We start from the raw sequence: 21,429 nt of genomic DNA, 5'->3' as shown, positions 1-21,429 counted from the left end.
ACTGAACTGTATTGACCTTTATCTAATTAAATAGTGACGAAATATTAAGCATACCAAGCCACTTGGAGTAATAGCGCAAAATAATCTTTCTTAGGGCAAATAGAATAAAAGTGAAGCTAGGGAGTAAAATATTTGAACAAATTAAAACTGATTTGATTCAGAACAAATAATATGTTGAGTATAATTTGGGGTATTGTTGTTATACTGGTTGCTTTTTGGGCATTAGGACTGGCACTTCATATTGCCGGAAATCTAATTCATGCGGTGTTGCTTTTAGCCATTGCCCTTGCTATCTATAATTTTTTCAAAGCGCGGGATGTGTAAATAAATAGAACTTTTCCTCATCATAGTAAGGTACATCATAGTCCCTTGTTTGCTTGCCAAGAGAGGTTAAGTTGCAGGCGAACAGCTAATCGAGCAGCAATGTCAGGGTTAGCGCAACGAGTCAAATCATACCCTTTGCTAATTTGCTTCATAGATAGCCATTTGTTTTCGTTTTTTACAAATTATTCAAACAGTGAACACTAGTTACCGATAACTGATATTGGTGTGGTGTTTCGCCAAAAATGAAATCGATAATTGAGGAATCTATAACAAATAAATTATCCAATCTTGTAAGGCAGGCAAGACTTCGGCTACTCTCAGTCGAACCCTGCCTACCCCACAAGAAGTAATTGGATGTTTTTTATTTGGAAGTCCCTCTGAGAACAGTTAAACCAACGCACCTGTTGCTTTTAATGTAAAAATCTTCTCAATTACATCTTCTACCACCTTATCTGGGGTAGAAGCACCAGAAGTAATGCCTACAACAATTTCTCCATCAGGCAACCAGTTTTCTGTAGTTATTAACTGCCCATTTAATTGCCGATGTTCAATAGAATATGCTGATTTCAGGCGTTCAACAGTATCAATATGGTAAGAAGGAATTCCTCGCTCAAAGGCAATTTGTTGCAGCTGAGTAGTATTCGAGGAATTAAACCCACCAATTACTACCATCAAATCTAAATTATGTTCCACTAATTCCAGCATGGCATCTTGCCGTTCTTGAGTGGCATCACAAATGGTGTTGAAGCTTTGGAAATGCTGATTTAACTCAGTGGGGCCATACTTCTGTAACATAGTCCGCTCAAAAAGCTTGCCTATTTGCTCAGTTTCGCCTTTAAGCATTGTAGTTTGGTTAGCAATGCCAACTCTTTCTAAATCGCGATCGGGGTCAAATCCTGCTGAACAAGCTTTCGCAAATTTTGTCAGAAATTCTTCACGGTTGCCACCATTGATAATATAGTCAGCAACATATTCTGCTTCTTGCAAATTCAATACAATTAAATACTTGCCAGCGAAGGAACTAGTCGCAACTGTTTCTTCGTGCTTATATTTACCGTGAATTATTGATGTATAGTCAATTTTTTTGTGCTTTTCTACTGTATTCCAAACTTTAGATACCCAAGGACAAGTTGTATCAACAATTTTGCAGCCTTTCTCGTGAAGTATCTGCATTTCTTGAACGCTAGCCCCAAAAGCGGGTAATATGACTACATCACCAATTCCAACAACAGAAAAGTCTTTATTCTTTCCTTCAATGGGGATGAATTCTACTTCCATCTCCTGCATCCGCTGATTTACAGAAGGGTTGTGGATAATCTCGTTAGTAATCCAGATGTGTTCTGTGGGGAAATGCTGACGAGTTTCGTAGGCCATCGCTACAGCCCGTTCTACGCCCCAGCAAAAGCCAAAGGCTTGTGCTAGTCGGATTGTCACATCACCTCGTTGTAGGGTGTAATTGCGATCGCGAATTTCCTGAATCAAGTTACTCTGATACTCAGATTGCAACTGGGTAGCAACTTCTGCTTGATGACCAAAGCCCTTGCGATTGTAATTTTCTGAATGTTGGAGGCTGCGCTTAAAAGCTTTTGTATCCATTAGATTTGTCTACTTAAACTCACTATTTCTTATTTTCTCGCGCCTAGACGCGATTAATACAGAGTTGTCTTCAAAGATATTATCAGAGAGGGGCAAAGGGAAAAGGATTTAATGCCTTTACTCTTTACTCTTTAACCTTTTCCCCTCTTTTTCTTGCTGGGGTTTTAATTCAATCTCGCTATAAATCTGCAATGCAGAACGCCAAACCATATAGCCTTCAGGACTTAAGTGTAAGCCATCAGTAGTAAATTCACGGCGGAGATTTCCTTGCTTGTTGGTAAACAGGGGATGTAAATCGAGATATTTGACACCTTTTTTGGTAGATATGCTTTGCAGCTGCTGATTCAACTCGCGAATGCGACTATTGGCAACAGCCAGAAGTTTATCTCGTCCTTTCCAAGTTGCTGCTTCTGCCCCATGTGGCAAAATCGATTGGACAACAATTTGCGCTGTGGGATGCGTCTTTCGTAGGTAATTGATAATTTGCCGCTGATTATCTAAAATTTCCCCATTGCTCATCCCCCGAATTAGGTCATTAATGCCAATCATCACAAAAATCACCTCTGGCTGGGTGCGGTCAAATATTTTTAATCTTTTTAAGAGTCCATTGGTGGTTTCACCAGAAATTCCTTGATTGAGCCAATTTTTACCTTCGGGTAATAACTCAGGGGGAAACCACAAACTCAGAGAATCTCCCGCCAGGATGGTTAAATGCGGAGGATGTTGGTCAGCGGCGACCTTGGCTTCTTGGTTGAGGATATCTACCCACTCTTGATAACTGAGTTGGTGACGGCGACCTAAATCAGGTGTAGCAATTTGCGGTGAATTATTCAGGTTGATTGGCTGTGGGGATGCGATTATCCCAAAAAAAGCGGCCAATCTCTGCTGTTGCGAAATTAGCAGGATGACCGCCAACATTAAGATGCCGTTGGTTAACAGCGAGAAAAATGCCCAGATAGGAAAGGTTTTTGCAGATGTAGACACGACTAGCGAAATTTACCAATTATTTGAATCAAATTTTAACGCTAGCGATCGCAAATTACCCAATCTTCAATTGGAAAGTGGGGAGAAGGGGAAGCAAACAGACTAACCCCTAACTCCTAACTCCTAACCCCTAACCCCTAACTCCTAACTCCTAACTCAACACTCAGCACTCAGCACTCAGCACTCAGCACTCATTACTAAGTAGGACGATCCCCAAACTCGGAGTTGTAACCTTCTTCACCGTGTTCGTTGATATCCAAACCTTGCAATTCTGCTTCCTCTTTGACTCGCAGCCCGACTGTAGCATCGATAACTTTGAGAATAATCCACGTACCAACACCTGCGATCGCATAGGCAACGGCAATTGCTACTAGTTCAACTCCCAATTCACCAAAATTACCCCGTAACACTCCATCTTTACCTCCTCCGTTGACTTGAGTCGTGGCAAAGATGGCTGTTAAAATTGCCCCTATCGTACCACCAACCCCATGCACGGGATAGGTATCTAAAGCATCGTCAATTTGTAGCTTGTGCTTGAAACTGATCGCATAAAAGCAAACAAAGGCGGTAACGAAACCAATTAAAATCGCTGATAGCGGTGTGACAAATCCGGCGGCGGGAGTGATACCGACTAAACCAGCGACGGCTCCTGTAGCTGCTCCCACGGCGGTTGGTTTACCCCGTAAAACACTCTCCAAAATTAGCCACATTAAAGCCGCTGCCGCCGCCGCCGCATTGGTGGCGACAAAGGCTGTTGTTGCCACATTTGTGACGACATTACCAGAGGTTCCACTAGCCACAGATAGGGCGCTCCCAGCGTTGAAACCGAACCAACCAAACCACAGCAAGCCAGCACCCAGCAAAATAAAAGGAACATTGTGCGGCGGGCTAAGACGATCGGGATGGGTTTTGCGAGGCCCAAGGACGATCGCAGCTACCAGGGCTGAAACCCCAGAACTAATGTGAACTACTGTGCCACCTGCAAAGTCCAGGGCACCCAAACCACCATACAAACCTAAAAATCCACCTTTCGCCCAGACCATGTGGGCCAGGGGAGCGTAAACAAAGGTTGACCACAGTAAGACAAACAGCGAATAGGCGCGAAAACTCATCCGTTCTGCGATCGCCCCAGAAATTAAGGCTGGGGTGATAATGGCAAACATGGCTTGGTAGATCATGAATGCCTGATGGGGTATTGTTCCGGCATAAGAGACGACTTCCGGCGGATTTGACCCTTTAAGATAATCGGTTATCTCTAACCCGACACCATTCAACCCCAGCCATTGCAATCCACCGATAAACGGTAAACCTGGCGCAAAGGAAAGACTATAGCCCCACAGAATCCAGGTAACTCCGACGATCGCCATTAACACAAAGCTCATCATCAATGTGTTTAGAACGTTGCGCGATCGCACAAATCCACCATAGAAAAACGCCAATCCTGGTGTCATTAGCAGCACAAGTGCTGCTGAGATCAGCATAAATGCCGTATCTCCAGTATCAGCAGTAGGTGGAGCAGCAGTTGGGGTTTGGGCAAAAGCATTGCCCATCAACGGCCCTCCTAAAAACAGTAGGGTGATAGCTCCAATCATCACAACTTTCTTCAACACTTTATTTTTCTTCCTAAGCACCAACGATTTGTATCCTTAACTACATTTGATTACTTTTATGGACACATTTTTGTCTTAAAAGTTACTTAACCTGAATTTTCTTGAAATGTTAACAAAAATATAATCCAGATTGTAGTTGCCAGGATTTAAATTAGCGTATAAACACGCAATCATTACATTGCATCTTTTTTTTTAAAGAGAAGAATAGCATTTTATTGAAGCCTGACAAAATTCCAAATTTTTAGTTACCTACTGTTACAAACCAAAATACTGGTGATAATTTACAGGTATCGTAAATTATCACCAGTATTTTCAGAGAATTTACACAAATATACAGCAGATTTAAACATCTCTACGAACGCGAATAGGTGTCGGAGATAGAGGCTAGGCCAATATGAGGTACAGAAATACCCTACTCGTGCCGCTCAAGAAAGAAGCAAATTGCGTGAGCGTTGGGGAGGACTATACCTCATGTAGTTGCAAAATGCTGCATCATGAGTTAGTTTCTATAATCTCCCACATAAACGCGTAGATATGCAGATGCGTACTTCGGTCAAAATTCATTCGGAATTCTGACTCCTGACTCCTGAATTCTGTTCGATAAAAGTTATTGGTTCCAAATAATATAGAAATTTTACTTAAGTTCTGGGAGCAAACATGATAATTAAAACACTCACTAAAGCTAAACATACTCCGATTAAGTCGTAGCGGTCTGGAGTTACCCCGTCTACTTTCCAACCCCAAAGCATTGCCATTGCGATAAACACGCCGCCATAAGCCGCATACACTCTGCCAAAATTTGCCGGTTGGAGAGTTGCAATAACCCCATAGAAAGCTAAAGCAATTCCCCCCAATATGCCCCACCAGAACGGCTTACCTTCGCGCAACCACAACCAGATTAAGTAGCCGCCGCCAATTTCCAATAAACCAGCCCACAAAAAATACAGCAGGGACTTAATCATTTGACCGATTATTTAATAACATATAACTCAGTAAAATTACGCTAACGCTTTTAAGTAAACTATTGTCATTAATTAAAGGTAAGTTTGTTAACCAAATTGGGCATGGGGCACAAGAGCAGAGGGGCGGAGGGGCGGAGGGGCAGAGGGGAAAAAACTTGTACAAGAACTCTCCCCAGCTCCCCAGCTCCCCAGCTCCCCAGCTCCCCAGCTCCCCAGAATGTAGATAAGGCTCAAGGATGAAAGCACCATTACCTGATAACGAAGCCCAGAGAATCGAGGCAATTTTGCAGTATAAGATTCTCGATACGCCATCGGAAGCCACCTTTGACGATCTGACTCGTTTAGCCTCGTATATTTGTCAGACTCCTATTGCCTTAATTAGCTTAATTGATACAAATCGCCAATGGTTCAAGTCAAAAGTCGGAATGGAAGCCCCAGAAACGCACCGAGATTTCGCATTCTGTGCCCATGCCATTCTCCAGCCTGATATTTTTATCGTGCCTGATGCAAGAGATGACGAACGGTTTGCAACAAATCCACTGGTGACATCTGACCCAAATATTCGGTTTTATGCTGGTGTACCTTTAACTAACCCTGAAGGATACGCCCTCGGAACCCTGTGTGTAATTGACTACGCACCACGAGAACTTACTCCAGAACAAATAGAGGCATTACGAACTTTAGGTCGTCAAGTCATTAAGCAACTGGAATTGCGCCGAAATTTAGCAAGTTTGGTACTTGCTTCCAAGAAAAGCAACCAAGTACATAGGGTACGCAAGCAATTTTTCAAAAAGATTGCAGCAAGTTTTGGTTTATCGTCAATAATTTTAGTTCTGATTGGGGTAGTTTCTTATCAAAATACAAGAGTATTTACTAATTTTAATCGCAGTATAGTAAAAAATACTTATAAAAAACTTAACAGCCTAGAGGAAATACTGTCCCAGGTAAAGGATGCTGAAATTGGACAACGTAGTTACATCTTCACTGGAGAAAAACTTTATCTAAAATCGTATCAAACAGCACTTGATAACGTCGATCGAGAAATTGCCAAGCTGAGGAATTTAACAGCAGCTCAAGCGAACCAACAAAAGCAGATTGCAACGCTTGAATTTCTGATAACGGCTAAACTTACTGAACTAAAACAGACTATCGACTTGCGCCAGAAAAAGGGATTAGAGGCGGCGTTGCAAGTACTGCTGAAAAACGATCGAGAAAATCTCATGGATGATATCCGCAAGGCAATCAATGAGATGGAAAACCAGGATAGGGGACGAATCCGACAGCAGTCACAAGCAGCAAAGACTTGGACTCGGAACACAATTCTGACAATGGCGATCGTTATTTGCCTAAGTCTTATCGTTCTTGCTGTAGTCTACTACTCGATCTATCGTGAAGTTATTGAGCGGAAGAGGACAGAAGAAACCTTAAACCAAGAACACAACTTTATCTCAGCAGTCCTTGATACAGTCGGTGCGTTGGTAATAGTTCTCGATTCTCAAGGGCAAATCGTTCGTTTCAATCAAGCCTGTGAGCAAATAACTGGTTACTCCTTTGATGAGGTGAGGGGTAGGTATAGCTGGAACTTGTTTCTACCTCCTGAAGAAGTGGAGCCAGTTAAAGCAGTTTTTGACCAGATCGTAACTGGTCAAATTTCCAATAATTATGAAAATTATTGGGTAATGAAAGATGGTAGTCGGCGGCTGATTGCCTGGTCGAATACCATCTTAAAAGACTATGAGGGCTGTGTTGAATACATCGTTGGCACTGGCATTGACATTACCGATGCCAAACGAACACAACAGCATCTGACTGCACAATATGCTGCAACCCGCGTCCTCGCAGAGTCCGCCACAATTAGCGAAGCTACTCGCCAAATATTGCAAGGAATCTGTGAGAGTTTGGCATGGGATTTGGGTGAAATTTGGATGGTAGATGAGCAAGCAAATGTGCTGCATTTTCTGGATATCTGGCATAAAGCATCCATTGAAATGCAAGAGATTGAAATACTGAAGCGGCAAACCACCTTTGCACCTGGAATTGGACTACCTGGAAGGGTTTGGGCTAGTTCTGAATCTGTTTGGATCGCTGATATCGCTAAAGATATTAATTTGCCTAACTTCAAAATAGCTGCTCAATTAGAATTACATGCAGCTTTTGGTTTTCCGATCCGCAGCGGTAACAAAATACTTGGTGTGATTACCTGCTTCAACCGGGAAATCCAGCCCCTTGACGAAGATTTAGTAAAAACGATGAATTCTATCGGCGAGCAAGTAGGGCAATTTATCCAGCGTAAACAGGCTGAAGAAGAAATACAACGCCAAAATTTGCGATCGCAACTATTTACCGAAATCACCCTGAAGATTCGTCAATCTTTGGACATCGAAGAAATTCTCCAAATCACTGTCGAAGAGGTACAAAAGATTCTCCAGACTGACCGAGTTTTAATCTATCAGCTGATGCCAGATCAGTCTGCAAACACCGTTGTTGAAGCAGTAGTTTCTGGCTTACCAGCAATCAAAGAGCAAAACAACGCCGCCCCCTACTTTGAAGCAGAATATCTCCAACAGTACTATCTACAGCAGTACCGTCAAGGCAAGATTTTCGGACTGGATAACTTGGATCTCCTGGAAGTTGAACAAAGCCATCTGGAATTAATGCAACAGTTTGGGGTCAAAGTCAATTTAGTTGTGCCCATTCTTGTTAAAGAAGAACTTCGCGGTTTGCTCATAGTTCATCAGTGTGATGATTCCCACCACTGGTCTAGCTTTGAAACCGATCTTTTGCGGCAAATAGCCGACCAAGTAGGTATTGCTTTAACCCAAGCCCAACTATTAGCAGCAGAAACTCGTCAGCGACAAGAACTTGAAATTGCCCGTCGCCAAGCTGAATTAGCTTCTCAGACGAAAAGTGCTTTTTTGGCAAATATCAGTCATGAGATTCGCACTCCGATGAACGCTGTATTGGGGATGACCAGTTTGGTCTTAGATACTCCTTTAGACGAAGAACAGCGAGATTTTATTGAAATAATTCGGAGTAGTGGAGACGCTCTTTTAAGTTTAATCAACGAGATTTTGGATCTTTCCAAACTTGAGGCTGGAGAGATGGCTCTCGAAACTCTCGATTTTAACCTATCCACTTGTGTGGAAGAAGTGGTGGAATTATTGGCTCCCTCAGCCCATAACAAGGGATTAGAAATTGCTGCAATAATCGATCGCAATGTACCCACTCAACTCAAAGGAGATACTGGTAGACTGCGGCAAATTTTGATGAACTTAATCAGCAACGCCATCAAATTTACCAGTGCTGGCGAAGTATTAGTGCAAGCCGAATTGCGTATGCTTTCTCCGACTACAGCCACTATCCATTTTGCCATTACAGATACAGGTCTTGGCATTAGCCCTGAAGACCAACGCAAACTCTTTACACCATTTACCCAAGTGGATGCTTCGACCACTCGCAAGTATGGTGGTACCGGTTTGGGATTAGCCATCTGTAAACAACTTGTAACTTTGATGGGAGGAGTGATTGGGGTAGAAAGTCAGATGGACAAAGGATCTAAGTTTTGGTTTGAGGTGCTTTTTACCAAACAAGTTGAGCCTGTTGAACCAAAATGCGAACGCGGACTTTTGCAAAATCGCCGCTTATTGGTAGTGGATAACAACACTACTAATTATAAAATCATCTCCCATCAAGCTACTCATTGGGGAATGGAGGTAGATCGAGCTGACAGTATTGCTGCGGCGGTTAAAATTATTCAGCAAGCTAGCGAGGAGGGGAAATCATATCATGTTGCCTTGGTTGATATGCAAATAGCCCAAACAAATGGGATGACAATAAAAGAACAAATTCCAGCCAATTCTGCAATTGCTAATATCCCTTTGATTATGCTCGCCTCTACTAATCAACGGGATGAAGTACAACAGGCGCTCAAAATCGGATTTGCTACTTATTTATTCAAACCCATTAAGCCATCACGACTCCTTGATGCCATCATAAATATTTTAGAACCTCAGCCGGAATCAGAACAAGGATTTAGAGGCAGGGCGCTAGAGGCTACAGAAGAAATTTCGAGTACAGAAACTTCAGGTATTCTTACTTCTTCTTCTAACTCCTCTACTAAATCCAAGTTAAGAATTCTCTTAGCCGAAGATAATTTGGTAAATCAAAAAGTAGCACTCAAGCAACTCCAGAGTTTGGGCTATAAAGCCGATGTCGTTGCCAATGGAAAGGAAGTTTTGCAGCTATTAGAAAAAATTCCTTACGATTTGATTTTAATGGATTGCCAAATGCCAATTCTCGATGGTTTGGAAACTACAAAAGAAATTCATCGTTGGCAAGAGGATGCTTTTGCATTGGGTCATCGTCCTGTGGTAATTGCGATGACAGCTAATGTGATGAAAGAAGACGAACAAACCTGTCTAAATGCCGGAATGGATGACTATTTGAGTAAGCCAGTATTTAAAGAAAAATTGGCTGAGACTTTAGAGCATTGGACAGGTGTGATCGTTTCCCAGCAAGAGGTAGGTGTGTATGAACAGACAGTTTCCACTGACTTAGCAATTGATTGGGAACACTTGCATCGGATATCGGGAAATGATGAAGAATTTGAATTAAATTTATTGCAAATATCCATTGAAGATATTAAACCCCGTTTAGAAATAATTAAAACAGCGATCGCAGCTGATGATTTTGGGCAAATAGCACGAGAAACTCATCACCTTAAAGGTGCTAGTGCCAACATTGGAGCCACAGCTATGTACTTAGCAACTGACAAACTAGAACAACTAGCTAGCGATCGAGACCTTAAAGGTACTACTAATTTAATTTCAGAATTAGAAGAATTTGTCAACTGCATTCAATACTTTTTAATTAAAAACAAAGTCGTAAAGCAGGCAGGAGGCAGGAGACAGGGGGCAGGTGGGCACTGAGCGCGATTTGCCTACAGCAATGGAATGTACAACGCTGGCGCTCTTGGATTATGCACCAAGTCAACCTGCTCTGTTGCTGGCTGAAAAATGGTCGATGCTGTCGGGCGATCGCTTTCATGACGCTACATCAAGGACAATTGCCCGATCCATCCCGACACTTGACATTATGTAAATAACGTATTACATTTGTAGTACAAAAGAAAAGCCTCCTCAAAAGCATTGCAATAATGCTTTCCTTGGGTCTGTAGCTCTAACGGTAGAGATCCCGGATGTCACTTGTGCCCTGACAGAAAAAGCTTACATACTTGCTCAATGGTAGAGCGATCGTCTCTAAAACGATAAGTTGCAGGTTCAATTCCTGCGGTGTAACCACAGCTTTTTCAACTTGCATGAGGTGTGAGTGTAACTCTCACAGGGAGGGTATCGGTTCAATCCCGATCAGATCCACTAATACGAATTCGTAATTCGTAATACTTCTCTACGAGAGGCTGCGCCAACGACTACGCTCAGTACAAGTTCGTAATTCGTAATTAAAACAAGAGGTGATTGCAATGGTTCATATTCGATTTGAAGGACGTTCTGTTGATGTGCCAAAAACCCAATTGGGAATTGCAGCAGGGATGAATGATGTGGCGGTGAAGGAGCGCGTTGCTCGGCATTTAGATGTGAATAGCGATCGCCTCTCTGCTTACGTAATCGATCGCCGTCCTAGTGGCGATTTGATCGTTCGCCCTGAAGCTGTCTATGGTTAGATAGGAGTTAGGAGTTTTGAATAAATTAGTTTCTTTTACTCATCACTTTTAATTATTCACCCTGAACTTGTAACTTAGCACTTTTCAAGCAGAAGGTAAGAAAGTTTAAAACATAAACCTTTGCTTCATTTCTAAATGCATAGTTTTATTCCGCGCCCTAACTTGTAAAGCCTACACACACTCCGGCAACGGATTGCAGGTTCAAATCCTGTCGCTCCCTTTGATGGGAGCGTAGCCAAATTGGTAAAGGCAATCGTGAAAACTGCTTTGCTAACTTGTGCGGAATTTAAATTATTTGAATTGTATTTATCTATAACCTTTACTCAATACAGAGGTGAGTTCAATGATGTTAGCTAACTCATGTTTAATAACAACTCAATTAGTACAACTGCATTTAAACAACGTGAGATATGAGCGAACATCGTTTGAGCGAGATTGTGATTGAGCGTCCTCGCGGTGGGAGGAGAATTAGCCTCAAAAAGGTGACTGGCTTTAAGAAGCAATTATACAAAATCACCCAGGATGCAATTCAGGATGGATTGTTGAATCCCTACCTGATTAAACCAATAAATAAATCCAAGTATCTTTCAGATCATCTTGGCCCCCTGCGTCGGTTTTTGCGCTCAAAAGTCGGACAGCCTTGGAATGAAGTTTACAGCCAACTGTGTCAACGACTAGATCCCAGCACAATGGCAGGACGGCATGTTATCGATCATGTGTGGGACTATGTTGAACGGTATGTAGAAATAATTGATGGTGGTTTCTATAGCAAGCCTTATCAAGGGTATCGAAATCAGCTAGATACAAGCTATCGCGATCGCTTCTATATCCATCCTGAAACCGGAATTCTTTGTGCAGCCGAGAAAATACCTCGAAAGCAGAAGCAAAAGCAGGAACAAACTGATATTGTCATCATTGATAATTATCATCAATACCAGAAGCTAAACGATATTTGGTATTTCATTACCTTTGAAGATTTGCCATCGCCACCCATTCATTATGTGACGGATGCTGTCAAAGGTATGATTCATCGTTCTGTGGCATATACAGGTCGAATGATTTACGCTGCTAAGAAACAGCAATGTAATAAGAAAGAAATTCGATTTATTTTAAATCAACTTTCTAAAACCTAAAATTTTCACTTCGTGCCCTAACTGAAAAAGCTTACATACTAGCCGAATGGTAAGGCACTTGACTGAAGATCAAGCAACTACGGGTTCAAATCCCGTGTGTGAATCAACAGCTTTTTCGACTTGCACGAGGTGATTTTATTTCATTTCAATATGGAGGTGAGAACGATGAAGAAGATTAATGATTTCAACATCGAGCCTGAAGATTTCGACGAATTTGACGATTTCTGCTTTTGAACCATCAAGCAAACGTCGTCGTGGCTACCCATCTGAAAAAGCTGTTAAACGTGGCAATCGCCTTGTTCATGGCGACAAGGAACTACAAGAAAAGCTTGGTAACAATGACCTTTGTCTTTGTGGTTCTGGTCGCTGCTTTCAAAAAATGCTGTCGCAATAGCAGCAGATATGATGGCAGCTTACGCAGCTACTACTTTTAGGGAGTAGTACTAACGATTTCGATACTTTACATCAAAACTGGCAGTTGTTGCCGCGCCCCGATCGCAGAAGCTTACATAACTCTGCACAAGTTATACACAATGCTTCTACAACTTGCGCGGTGACTTTATCGCCCCGCGTGCAACATCTGCCTCCTCATCCATCACAACTAGAGGAGGTTCATAATGAATACCGCAGAACGTGACCTGCGTTTGGAAATGCTCAACAGTTTGCTCACAACTCCTCACCGCAAGCTTGAGCAAGTCGCAGAAATTCATCAGTTAATTGTGGAACTCGATCCCATCTTCTACGGACACCTGGCAGTTTGGTATCAGCGTCATGGTGATGTCCGCGACCACAAAGAGGTGTTTGTTGCTCATTTGTTAACCAGCAATTTGATTGAACACCGAGATGCTGGATTTATGATGCTGCAAGAATTTCCTCCCTATCAAGTGGCTCGTGTGGTGGACTTTATGAAGGAGCAGCAGAATAAACTGCCTCGTTCCGCCCGCACTGCGGTACGACGTTACTTGAAGGTACGGGAGAGCAATCCGGCTCTGTTCGATCGCGCCGCTTTGCGAGGTCGTAAAGCAATGAAGCACTTATATGCTTCACTGCACATCAAGCCAAATGAGCGGGCAAATGCGATTCTATTCCGCGATACTCCTCCAGAGGGTTCCTTAGCAAATGTGCTAAAGCAGCTTGCTAAGGCAGAAAGTGCGGCAGAACAGGCACGGCTGATTGTGGAGTTCAAAATTCCATATACGATCGCAGTTGGTGCAATCAAGCAACTTACACCTGTTGTTTTAGTGGCGTTAATCAACAGCATGACTCCTCAAGAAGCGATCAACAACCTCAAGTCTCTCCAGACTAGAGGTGCAATGGATCACCCACAAGTCAAGAAGCTGATTGATTCCAAACTAGAAGCAGCGTCTAAGAGTGGGCGTGTCTCAGCATTTAAAGCACAGATTGCCACTGACGCAGGAGATTTTGACGCAGACACCGTTGCCCAACTGGAAAAGGTGACAAACGAACAGGTGAAACGGCGTGGTGCGATCGCTCGTCCAACTGCTTTATTGGTAGACAAGTCTGGTTCAATGGAAAATGCGATCGCGATCGGTAAGCAACTCGCTGCCCTAATCTCTGGTATCACTAAGGCAGAACTGTTTGTCTACGCCTTCGACACCATTCCTTATGCTGTTACAGCAAAGGGGAAGGAGTTGAGCGACTGGGAGCGTGCCTTTCAGCACATCAATGCAGGTGGTGGTACTAGCATCGGCTGTGCATTGGAAGCAATGCGGAAGAAGAAGCAGGTAGTTGACCAGATAATTTTGGTGACGGATGAGGGCGAAAATGCTGCTCCTTACTTCGGTGAAGTCTACAAGAACTACTGCCGGGAGTTGGCGATAATGCCCAATGTGGTGATTGTCCGTGTGGGTACTCATTACAACTGGGTGGAAACTCAACTGAAGCAACAGCAAGCACCTGTAGATACGTTCACTTTCGCGGGTGACTACTACAGTTTGCCGAACATCGTCCCACTCCTAACGCGCCCCTCTCGTCTGGATTTGCTGATGGAGATTTTGGATATGCCGTTGCCTGTAAGAGAGGATAAGTAGATTTAGCTTGTGACATTGCTCATCACAAGTAGTGGGCAATGTCCTCAATACAGCTTAATCTGAACTATCTACCTGCATTAATTGGTATTTGCCCTTTCATAAGGTAGCTCATTAGGATGGGAAATTGAATCTCAATTCTGGGCATTGCCGAGTTTAGCCAGGATAAGAAACCAAACAGTACTTTGGGATCTTCTTCTATATCTATGGATATTAATCCTGGTATAGTATTGCCTTTATGATCCGCAAACTGAAAGGTACCTTGACCATCTCCGAAATTAATAACTTGACCTCTATTCAATATAAATATACCATCGATCTGTTGCCAGAAATCAAGATTGTTATCAGTATTAAAGCGTTTTGTTTTCTCTAAAAGTGTACTCAATGACAACTGTGATTCAAATGCAAATAAAAAATATGGGCGCTTTTCAACAAATCTCTTTAAATCAGATGGATTTATAAAAGTACGCATTCCATCTTGGAGATTTACTTTAAGCTGTTTATAAGTTAAACAATTTCTAAGTATGCTATCAAAATCATTGCTGTTTAGAACACTTTTAACTTCACCAACACAAGCTATCCCTTCTATGAAGAAAACACTTGGTTTTGTTAAATCGTTTAGATAGGGATGATACTCATTAGTAATTACTAAATCCAGTTGTGTAGATGAATTACCATCAAAATCTACTACTTCTCCCTGGCCAATTCTGTTATGAGGTGGTAAAAATTCTCGCAAGAACTCACGGATCACTTCTTCTACATTGCTCCCCATATTGCCTTTGTGTTGATAAGAAGCTCTAATCTCCTCTAGCCTTAATTCCATCTGTTTTTGAAGCAAATCTAGTTTCCTTTCAAGCACACTGGCTCCTTTAGGTTTACCAAAATCAGGATCATTTTTCTTACGTCTTTTTGCTTCACCCATAACTGTCTGCTTAAAGATATCAATACTAAAATTTAGTATTCCCTCCTCAGTCTAAATTGTTTTTGTTTTATCTTAAGTCATGTAGTGTTTTGTAGTATAAAAATGTTGTGATTAATTTAGCGATCGCTCTACTCCAAAATCTTTTTTTTCATCTCTTCCAATCTTATGTAGTATATTGTATTATGATAATATCCTGCGTGCCCCAACTCTTGGAGCCTACATACTAGTACGAGAGGAAAAGTAACACTGTCAAATACAGTGGGCGTGTGTGAACGGGGAGTGCGAAGAACCTGGGAGGTAGGCTTAAAAGTAGCCATCCTTGAAAGAGTGTGTAAAAACTCACCAGCGGAGTCCCTCTAGTAACTGAGAACACGCAATGCTCCACCAACTTGCACGCGGGAAATAATTATATAAATCTCTAACTTTGCTGAATTGACGTATAAACTCTTCTTTGCGTCTTTGCGCCTTGGTGTGAGCTATGACTAACATATTTAAGCTAATCAACCAAATAGAGATCGCAGAAGCGCAATTACATACCACCCAATTCCTTGCACCCTGTGTCAAAGGTGGACGAGTTCGCACACGAGTAGCCGGGATGATCTACACCTTTACGCCAAAGCCTAGTAAATTTGAGGGTTGGGGAATATTTCAGGCTGTGGATGAAAAGACAGCAACGGTTGTAGAAGAAGCAGACTTACCCCAAATTGTGGAATATCTGCAACATTTTTCCCAAATACGACTGCGGTTAGCACACCAACTGCGGGGACAAACTTGGTTAGCATACCCCGTAAATGAAGTAGATATGCGTCAACGGTTGAAGGTAGTTAAGCCGATCGCAGTCCACTTAGTTACCGAGGGCGTTACCTTTGAGCAAATCATTGCCCGATGGAATGGACATTCATGCTGGTTTGAGGAAGTAGATCGCCGTACCGATCCGGAAATTGTGGAAACTCTGCAATCTACCGTCAAGCAACTTATTCCTGCTGAGGAATTACAGTTTAAGGGCATTACTCCAGAAATCCGCGCAGTGTATGAATTAGCAACTCGGCGCATTGAGGGATTTACTCAACCCCAACAGGATGAAAAGCGATTGAGAAAGGCATTGCAAATGGGTGGCGGTACCTTAAATCAATTCCACGATCGCAACGATTACTGGACAGTCGATTGGACAACTGCTGATGGTGTTCGCCATAGTAGTGCGATCGCAAAAACTGACTTGACTGTTGTCAGTTCTGGCATTTGTCTGAGTGGACGCGATCGCGATTTTGACTTGCAATCCTTAGTGGCTGTCATAGAACAACAAGAGTAGTTAATTACGAATTACGAATTATTATGAGTATCTTTTTTCACGAACAGCTTTACCGCACTAATGCTGTGATGACAAAGTTAAAAAACTATTCTGTAACAATTTGTGGGGCTGGAGCATTAGGAGCTAACATTGCGGAAAACTTAGCTCGGTCTGGTTTTGATAAACTTACAGTGATAGATCGCGATCGCATTGAGGAGCGTAACCTTTCGACTCAGCCTTACTACCGTTCTGATGTGGGAGCGTTCAAGGCGAAGATTTTGGCGAATAATTTATATCGAGCAATTGGTACTAAAGTTGATGCCAAAACAAAGGAGTTGACACCAGCAAATACAAATCAATTACTTCAAGACAGCCAGCTAATTATCGATGTCTTTGATAATAGTGTGGCACGTCAAGCAGTGAAAGATTATGCTGAACAATTAAGCATACCTTGTCTTCATGCTGGACTATCAGCAGATTATGCAGAAGTGATTTGGAATGACGTTTATCGCGTTCCTTCCGAGGTGAATGATGATGTTTGTGATTATCCGTTGGCAAGAAACCTAGTGATGTTAACCGTGGCTGTGGCATGTGAAGCGATCGTTTCATTCATTGCGACAGCAGAACAGCGTAACTTCAGTATTACCCAGAAGGATCTGACTGTTCAATCTCTGTTTTTGTAGATTGCGTAGACGTTTGTGATTTTGACGATAAATTGACCATTTGTAGAGACGCGATTCATCGCGTCTTTACCCAAGGATGTGTTGCAATCATTAATTGAATTGGTATAGCGATCGCCATCTCCCAATTGCTGATACCAATTCACGAAATTACTGATACAAATCACTTCCCCTGCTCCCCTGCTTCCTCTGCTCCCCTGCTCCTCTGCTCCTTTACTCCCTACTCCCCTATATTCAGCAATTTCGCCATCGCCAACCGTTGCAGTTTACCGGTAGCACCACGAGGTAGTTGATCTAAAATGTGAATTTGCTTGGGAACTTTGAAGTCTGCCAGCATAGTTGCACAGTGTGCTAAAAGTTCTTTTTCACCAGCTTCTGCTTTCAGAACCACAGCCGCGTGGATATCTTCTCCTAAAGATTTGTGGGGGACGGCAAAGGCTAAGGCTTCGGCGACGGCGGGATGGCGCAGCAAGACATCATCCACTTCTAAAGGAGAAATTTTTTCCCCACCCCGGTTAATCAATTCTTTAATCCGTCCAGTCAAGCGGAGGTAGCCGTCTGCATCCACTGCACCTTGATCCCCTGTACGGAACCAACCGTTCACAAAAGCAGTGGCATTAGCTTCTGGATTGTTTTCGTAGCCATCTATAACGTTGGGTGCTTTTATCACCACCTCGCCCAAGCTTCCCTGAGATAATAGGTTGCCTTCGGAGTCCATAATGCCCACTTCCACACCGAAGCCATAACCTACAGTACCTGGTTTCCTGACTTTTGGCGGTAGGGGGTTGGTGGTCATTAAGTGAGATGCTTCAGTCATGCTGTAAGATTCCACCACAGGAGCATTCAGAGTTGCCTCTAGCTGTTCAATGATAATCGGCGGCAAAGAAGCACTACTAGAGCGAATAAAACGAAAGCGGTTTGCTTGGACAATTTCTGGGTTGCGGCTAGCGCGCGCCAAAATTGTCTGGTGCATGGTTGGCGCTGCGGAGTACCAAGTGGGTTTGTAGGTATCTACCAGTTTCCAAAACTCCAAAGCATTAAAACCATTGGGACAAACTAATGTACCACCCGAAGCCAGAGTTGCCAGCAAACAGCCCACCAATCCGTGAACATGGAATAGGGGCATTAGGCAAAGTGTAGTATCATCTGCTGTGAGTGAGTAAGCACTAATCAGGTTGCCGGCTGAAGCGATTAAGTTACGATGACGAATCGGCACACGCTTGGGACGACTGGTAGTGCCGCTAGTGTGAAGAATCATCGCTATATCATCAGCGTTGGGGGCTACGGGATTCGCGGATTCTGCTGGTTTTGAGCCTGTTTTGACTAATTCAAAGGTTAATGTGCCGTCAGTATTTACCTTGGCATTAATCAGCATCATATCGGGTGTGACACTAGCAATGGCTGCTTCTGACCCCTCAGACAACGTAATCAGTGCTTTTGCTTGGGTATCTTGATAGTAAAAGGCAAATTCTTCTTGTTTGTATTTGGGATTTAAGGGTGCAGCAGTGCCAGATAGGGCAGCAGCCAAAAAGGTAATCGCCATTGGTGAACCGTTAGTCATGGCAATGGCAATGCGTTCTCCCCGTTTCAATCCAAAGCTGTTGAGTTGAGATACCAGTCCAATGACATTCTCGCGTAATTGCTTATAAGTTAGCGATCGCCCCTCAGGTGTAACTAGGGCTGGATGATTGTCTTTTCCTACTAAAAGCTCAAATAAATTCATTAGTTTTTCCGACCTGTAAATACATGATTTAGCTTAAACAAAAAATTGTTACTTAGCTTTGAGTTGTGAGAGAGTGCTAGAATGCTGTTATTAACAACAATGTTTTAAATATCCTCATAACAATCCCTATGGCAGAATTTTGTTATGGAGATCATCCTGTAAAATCATAAAAGTGTACATTGAATAAATTTATGGAGTTGCGCTCAAGCAGATAGAGTTATTAGCATTAATTCTCAAAATGCTCTTGGAGTGCGCCTTTGGATATAAACTAGAAGAAATTCTTCAATAGTTTATATAAATAGCCGTGTACTCAATTTCCAAAACATATTAATAGCAATAATGAGTTCCATAAAGATTACTATGTTGGGCGAAAGCTTAGAGCGCCAAGGTGGAATAGTTTCTGTGGAGAAGCTCATTCTTGAAGAAACTACCTCTGATATTCAAATTGAACACATTACGACTTTACCGAATGGTTCTACTTTCCATAAAGTATTAGTGTTTTTGCAGGCAATAGGTAAGTTATTTTGGAACTTATTAAACCAAAGAACTGACCTAATTCACATCCATGTTTCAGATAGAGGTAGTGCTTTTCGCCATTCAATTACTACTCTGATTGGTTGGTTATTTAAAAAACCAGTAATTATTCATACTCATAGTGCTGATTTTCATTTATTTTACTCTAAACTACCTCAATTGCTTCAGCGGTGGCTAAGTTGGTCGTTTTGTAAATGTACCCGTTTCATTGTTTTATCAGATAGCTGGAAAAATTTTTACATTGAGAATCTTGGTTTGAAGTCAGAGCAAGTTATTGTTCTCCCTAACCCAGTAAAAATTCCTGCACAAATTCCACAGAGAATAGATTCCAAACAGATATTTTTCTTATTTTTAGGGCGCATTGGTGAGCGCAAAGGTGCTTTTGATTTAATTAAAGCATTTGCTTCTATGCCTGTTGCTCAACAAAGCCAAGCCAAGTTAGTTATAGCGGGGGATGGAGATGTAGAACAAGCTCGTAGTTTGATCCCAACTCTAAATCTTACTGACTACATCACTATTCTTGATTGGGTAGATAAAGAAAAACGCGACGATCTTTTAACTAAAGCTGATGTCTTTGTGTTACCTTCCTACAACGAAGGTCTGCCTATGGCACTACTAGAAGCAATGAGTTGGGGTTTGGCAGTTATCACTACCCCAGTAGGAGGAATACCCGAAATAGTGACTCAAAACCAGAATGGTTTATTAGTTAATCCGGGGAATATTCAACAACTGTCAGAGGCAATGCAATCCTTAATTGCAGACGAAAATCTGAGAATATCTTTGGGAAATAACGCACGAGTCAGAGTTAAACCCTTGGACATAAATAATTATTTTACATCTTTAAGATGCATCTATACAGCAGTTATCAATTGAAAGCCATCTTGATAAAAATAGGCTTAAGTGATTTACACTATGTATTAAATACCGAACTTGAAAACGACAGAATTGATTCTGTATAAGGATAATAGGCGTTGAAAAGGTATGGATTTAATATTAGGAAAAGTCAAGAAAACGAGAAAAGTATTATTCTTTTGTTGTTCGGATTATTCTAAACTTGGTATACTGGCTAATAAGTGAGATAGGTGCAGAAATGAAAACTTTTCCTGAAGTGAAATTGTTTGATACAAGATTCCATAAAGTTAAAGTACAAGAATTAGTTGACTATTTAATAGAAGCAGCAAAAAGCCAAAAAAAGACAGTTGTAGGACATGTTAATATCAGAGCAATGAATTTTGCTTACGAAAAGTCTTGGTATCGAGATTTTTTGAATAAGGCTGATTTAGTATTTTGTGACGGATTTGGTGTAATGGTAGGAGCTAGATTCAACGGTTATTCAATGCAATCTGCACATCGAATGACAGCACCAGATTACATAGAAGATTTAGCATTAAAGTGTGAGAAAGAAAACCTTTCTTTATTTTTGTTAGCTGGAAAACCTGGTGTAGTAGATAAGGCAATTACTAAGTTAGGATCAATTGCGCCTAATTTACGCGTACAGGGACATCATGGTTATTTTGATAAATCAGGAAAAGAGAATGATTTGGTAATAGAAAAAATTAATAAATTCCAACCAGATATTTTATATATTGGTTTTGGTATGCCATTACAGGAACGCTGGATTTTAGATAACTTCAATAAAATTGAAAATACTGTATTTTTACCTTTGGGTGCTTGTCTAGATTTTTATACTGACTCTATATATCGCGGCCCGCGTTGGCTGACTGATAATGGTCTGGAGTGGTTAACACGCTTAGTTACTGAACCCACTCGTCTAGCAGACCGTTATCTTGTAGGCATTCCATTATTTTTTTATCGTGTAGTTAAACAGCGAATCACTCAAGGAATGATAACAAATCGCTAAATAAATTTTTCTAAATTTCGCGTTTGTTATGACCATGACTGATGAAAAGTGGCCAATTGTTTCCCCTACCTCTGCGGCCAAGAC

The 21,429-nt window shown here is 41.9% G+C and carries 19 protein-coding genes and 1 tRNA gene; 12 read left to right on the top strand and 8 right to left on the bottom strand.

Features of this window, described 5'->3' with window-relative positions:
- Nucleotides 1-171: 171 nt before the first annotated feature.
- Nucleotides 172-324 (top strand): lmo0937 family membrane protein, encoded by a 153-nt coding sequence (locus V7K61_RS09875; RefSeq protein WP_335053165.1) that lies wholly within the window; start codon nucleotides 172-174, stop codon nucleotides 322-324.
- Between the two features lie 387 nt (nucleotides 325-711).
- On the opposite strand, the gene V7K61_RS09870 is transcribed toward V7K61_RS09875, so the two are convergent.
- The 4 genes from V7K61_RS09870 to V7K61_RS09855 all read right to left on the bottom strand — a co-directional run bounded on the left by V7K61_RS09870 (nucleotide 712) and on the right by V7K61_RS09855 (nucleotide 5,476).
- Nucleotides 712-1,920, bottom strand: coding sequence for a 4-hydroxy-3-methylbut-2-enyl diphosphate reductase (locus V7K61_RS09870; RefSeq protein WP_335053164.1), 1,209 nt, complete (start codon nucleotides 1,918-1,920; stop codon nucleotides 712-714).
- Between the two features lie 117 nt (nucleotides 1,921-2,037).
- Nucleotides 2,038-2,904 carry an SGNH/GDSL hydrolase family protein gene (locus tag V7K61_RS09865; RefSeq protein WP_335053163.1) on the bottom strand — a complete coding sequence of 289 codons (867 nt, stop codon included), beginning with the start codon at nucleotides 2,902-2,904 and terminating at the stop codon, nucleotides 2,038-2,040.
- A gap of 197 nt (nucleotides 2,905-3,101) precedes the next feature.
- Entirely contained in the window at nucleotides 3,102-4,454 is a 1,353-nt protein-coding gene (locus V7K61_RS09860) for an ammonium transporter (protein ID WP_442936307.1), read from the bottom strand.
- A gap of 698 nt (nucleotides 4,455-5,152) precedes the next feature.
- Complete coding sequence (locus V7K61_RS09855) at nucleotides 5,153-5,476, bottom strand: YnfA family protein (protein ID WP_335053161.1); 324 nt, start codon at nucleotides 5,474-5,476, stop codon at nucleotides 5,153-5,155.
- A 236-nt stretch (nucleotides 5,477-5,712) separates the two neighbouring features.
- Here V7K61_RS09855 and V7K61_RS09850 point away from each other — a divergent pair, with 236 nt between their 5' ends.
- A complete protein-coding gene (locus V7K61_RS09850; protein WP_335053160.1) occupies nucleotides 5,713-10,404 on the top strand; it encodes a GAF domain-containing protein in 4,692 nt (1,563 codons plus the stop codon).
- A gap of 50 nt (nucleotides 10,405-10,454) precedes the next feature.
- Entirely contained in the window at nucleotides 10,455-10,580 is a 126-nt protein-coding gene (locus V7K61_RS09845) for a hypothetical protein (RefSeq protein WP_335053159.1), read from the top strand.
- Nucleotides 10,581-10,654: 74 nt separating this feature from the next.
- Here V7K61_RS09845 and V7K61_RS09840 read toward each other — a convergent pair whose 3' ends face one another.
- The gene (locus V7K61_RS09840) at nucleotides 10,655-10,795 is read right to left on the bottom strand and encodes a hypothetical protein (protein WP_194044144.1); all 141 of its coding nucleotides are present in this window, start codon (nucleotides 10,793-10,795) and stop codon (nucleotides 10,655-10,657) included.
- A 160-nt stretch (nucleotides 10,796-10,955) separates the two neighbouring features.
- Here V7K61_RS09840 and V7K61_RS09835 point away from each other — a divergent pair, with 160 nt between their 5' ends.
- From V7K61_RS09835 to V7K61_RS09815, 5 genes are all read left to right on the top strand, one after another.
- Nucleotides 10,956-11,156: a hypothetical protein gene (locus tag V7K61_RS09835; RefSeq protein WP_012407952.1), complete on the top strand. Its 201-nt coding sequence runs from the start codon at nucleotides 10,956-10,958 to the stop codon at nucleotides 11,154-11,156.
- 410 nt (nucleotides 11,157-11,566) lie between these two features.
- Nucleotides 11,567-12,289, top strand: a complete 723-nt coding sequence (locus V7K61_RS09830) for a hypothetical protein (RefSeq protein WP_335053158.1) — start codon at nucleotides 11,567-11,569, stop codon at nucleotides 12,287-12,289.
- A gap of 32 nt (nucleotides 12,290-12,321) precedes the next feature.
- Nucleotides 12,322-12,390: transfer RNA gene (locus V7K61_RS09825), tRNA-Phe, on the top strand.
- Nucleotides 12,391-12,467: 77 nt separating this feature from the next.
- Entirely contained in the window at nucleotides 12,468-12,683 is a 216-nt protein-coding gene (locus tag V7K61_RS09820; protein ID WP_335053157.1) for a hypothetical protein, read from the top strand.
- A gap of 223 nt (nucleotides 12,684-12,906) precedes the next feature.
- Entirely contained in the window at nucleotides 12,907-14,340 is a 1,434-nt protein-coding gene (locus tag V7K61_RS09815; RefSeq protein ID WP_335053156.1) for a vWA domain-containing protein, read from the top strand.
- Nucleotides 14,341-14,404: 64 nt separating this feature from the next.
- Here the strand turns inward: V7K61_RS09815 and V7K61_RS09810 are convergent, their stop codons facing one another.
- Nucleotides 14,405-15,259 carry a DUF6602 domain-containing protein gene (locus V7K61_RS09810; protein ID WP_335053155.1) on the bottom strand — a complete coding sequence of 285 codons (855 nt, stop codon included), beginning with the start codon at nucleotides 15,257-15,259 and terminating at the stop codon, nucleotides 14,405-14,407.
- 478 nt (nucleotides 15,260-15,737) lie between these two features.
- On the opposite strand from V7K61_RS09810, the gene V7K61_RS09805 reads away from it, so the two are divergent.
- A complete protein-coding gene (locus tag V7K61_RS09805) occupies nucleotides 15,738-16,568 on the top strand; it encodes a hypothetical protein (RefSeq protein ID WP_335053154.1) in 831 nt (276 codons plus the stop codon).
- Between the two features lie 23 nt (nucleotides 16,569-16,591).
- Nucleotides 16,592-17,230, top strand: coding sequence for a HesA/MoeB/ThiF family protein (locus V7K61_RS09800; RefSeq protein WP_335053153.1), 639 nt, complete (start codon nucleotides 16,592-16,594; stop codon nucleotides 17,228-17,230).
- Here V7K61_RS09800 and V7K61_RS09795 read toward each other — a convergent pair.
- Complete coding sequence (locus V7K61_RS09795; RefSeq protein WP_335053152.1) at nucleotides 17,212-17,373, bottom strand: hypothetical protein; 162 nt, start codon at nucleotides 17,371-17,373, stop codon at nucleotides 17,212-17,214. The two genes, V7K61_RS09800 and V7K61_RS09795, sit on opposite strands and share 19 nt — an antisense overlap.
- A gap of 74 nt (nucleotides 17,374-17,447) precedes the next feature.
- Complete coding sequence (locus V7K61_RS09790) at nucleotides 17,448-18,950, bottom strand: acyl--CoA ligase (RefSeq protein ID WP_335053151.1); 1,503 nt, start codon at nucleotides 18,948-18,950, stop codon at nucleotides 17,448-17,450.
- Between the two features lie 339 nt (nucleotides 18,951-19,289).
- On the opposite strand from V7K61_RS09790, the gene V7K61_RS09785 reads away from it, so the two are divergent.
- A complete protein-coding gene (locus V7K61_RS09785) occupies nucleotides 19,290-20,357 on the top strand; it encodes a glycosyltransferase family 4 protein (protein WP_335053150.1) in 1,068 nt (355 codons plus the stop codon).
- Between the two features lie 217 nt (nucleotides 20,358-20,574).
- Nucleotides 20,575-21,345 (top strand): WecB/TagA/CpsF family glycosyltransferase, encoded by a 771-nt coding sequence (locus V7K61_RS09780; protein ID WP_335053149.1) that lies wholly within the window; start codon nucleotides 20,575-20,577, stop codon nucleotides 21,343-21,345.
- The last annotated feature ends 84 nt before the right edge of the window (nucleotides 21,346-21,429 follow it).

The sequence above is a fragment of the Nostoc sp. genome, assembly GCF_036918015.1.
In the GTDB taxonomy this organism is placed as follows: domain Bacteria; phylum Cyanobacteriota; class Cyanobacteriia; order Cyanobacteriales; family Nostocaceae; genus Nostoc.
Note: the sequence above shows the minus strand (reverse complement) of the source record. Positions and strands in the feature narration are given on the sequence as shown.

Excerpts from the sequence above, each read along its gene's own strand:
- V7K61_RS09855 (WP_335053161.1), bottom strand. The coding sequence starts at position 5,476 with ATGATTAAGTCCCTGCTGTATTTTTTGTGGGCTGGTTTATTGGAAATT.
- V7K61_RS09810 (WP_335053155.1), bottom strand. The coding sequence starts at position 15,259 with ATGGGTGAAGCAAAAAGACGTAAGAAAAATGATCCTGATTTTGGTAAA.
- V7K61_RS09875 (WP_335053165.1), top strand. The coding sequence starts at position 172 with ATGTTGAGTATAATTTGGGGTATTGTTGTTATACTGGTTGCTTTTTGG.
- V7K61_RS09830 (WP_335053158.1), top strand. The coding sequence starts at position 11,567 with ATGAGCGAACATCGTTTGAGCGAGATTGTGATTGAGCGTCCTCGCGGT.
- V7K61_RS09780 (WP_335053149.1), top strand. The coding sequence starts at position 20,575 with ATGAAAACTTTTCCTGAAGTGAAATTGTTTGATACAAGATTCCATAAA.
- V7K61_RS09820 (WP_335053157.1), top strand. The coding sequence starts at position 12,468 with ATGATTTCAACATCGAGCCTGAAGATTTCGACGAATTTGACGATTTCT.
- V7K61_RS09870 (WP_335053164.1), bottom strand. The coding sequence starts at position 1,920 with ATGGATACAAAAGCTTTTAAGCGCAGCCTCCAACATTCAGAAAATTAC.
- V7K61_RS09835 (WP_012407952.1), top strand. The coding sequence starts at position 10,956 with ATGGTTCATATTCGATTTGAAGGACGTTCTGTTGATGTGCCAAAAACC.
- V7K61_RS09845 (WP_335053159.1), top strand. The coding sequence starts at position 10,455 with ATGCACCAAGTCAACCTGCTCTGTTGCTGGCTGAAAAATGGTCGATGC.
- V7K61_RS09785 (WP_335053150.1), top strand. The coding sequence starts at position 19,290 with ATGAGTTCCATAAAGATTACTATGTTGGGCGAAAGCTTAGAGCGCCAA.
- V7K61_RS09800 (WP_335053153.1), top strand. The coding sequence starts at position 16,592 with ATGAGTATCTTTTTTCACGAACAGCTTTACCGCACTAATGCTGTGATG.
- V7K61_RS09860 (WP_442936307.1), bottom strand. The coding sequence starts at position 4,454 with ATGGGCAATGCTTTTGCCCAAACCCCAACTGCTGCTCCACCTACTGCT.
- V7K61_RS09790 (WP_335053151.1), bottom strand. The coding sequence starts at position 18,950 with ATGAATTTATTTGAGCTTTTAGTAGGAAAAGACAATCATCCAGCCCTA.
- V7K61_RS09815 (WP_335053156.1), top strand. The coding sequence starts at position 12,907 with ATGAATACCGCAGAACGTGACCTGCGTTTGGAAATGCTCAACAGTTTG.
- V7K61_RS09840 (WP_194044144.1), bottom strand. The coding sequence starts at position 10,795 with ATGCAAGTTGAAAAAGCTGTGGTTACACCGCAGGAATTGAACCTGCAA.
- V7K61_RS09805 (WP_335053154.1), top strand. The coding sequence starts at position 15,738 with ATGACTAACATATTTAAGCTAATCAACCAAATAGAGATCGCAGAAGCG.
- V7K61_RS09850 (WP_335053160.1), top strand. The coding sequence starts at position 5,713 with ATGAAAGCACCATTACCTGATAACGAAGCCCAGAGAATCGAGGCAATT.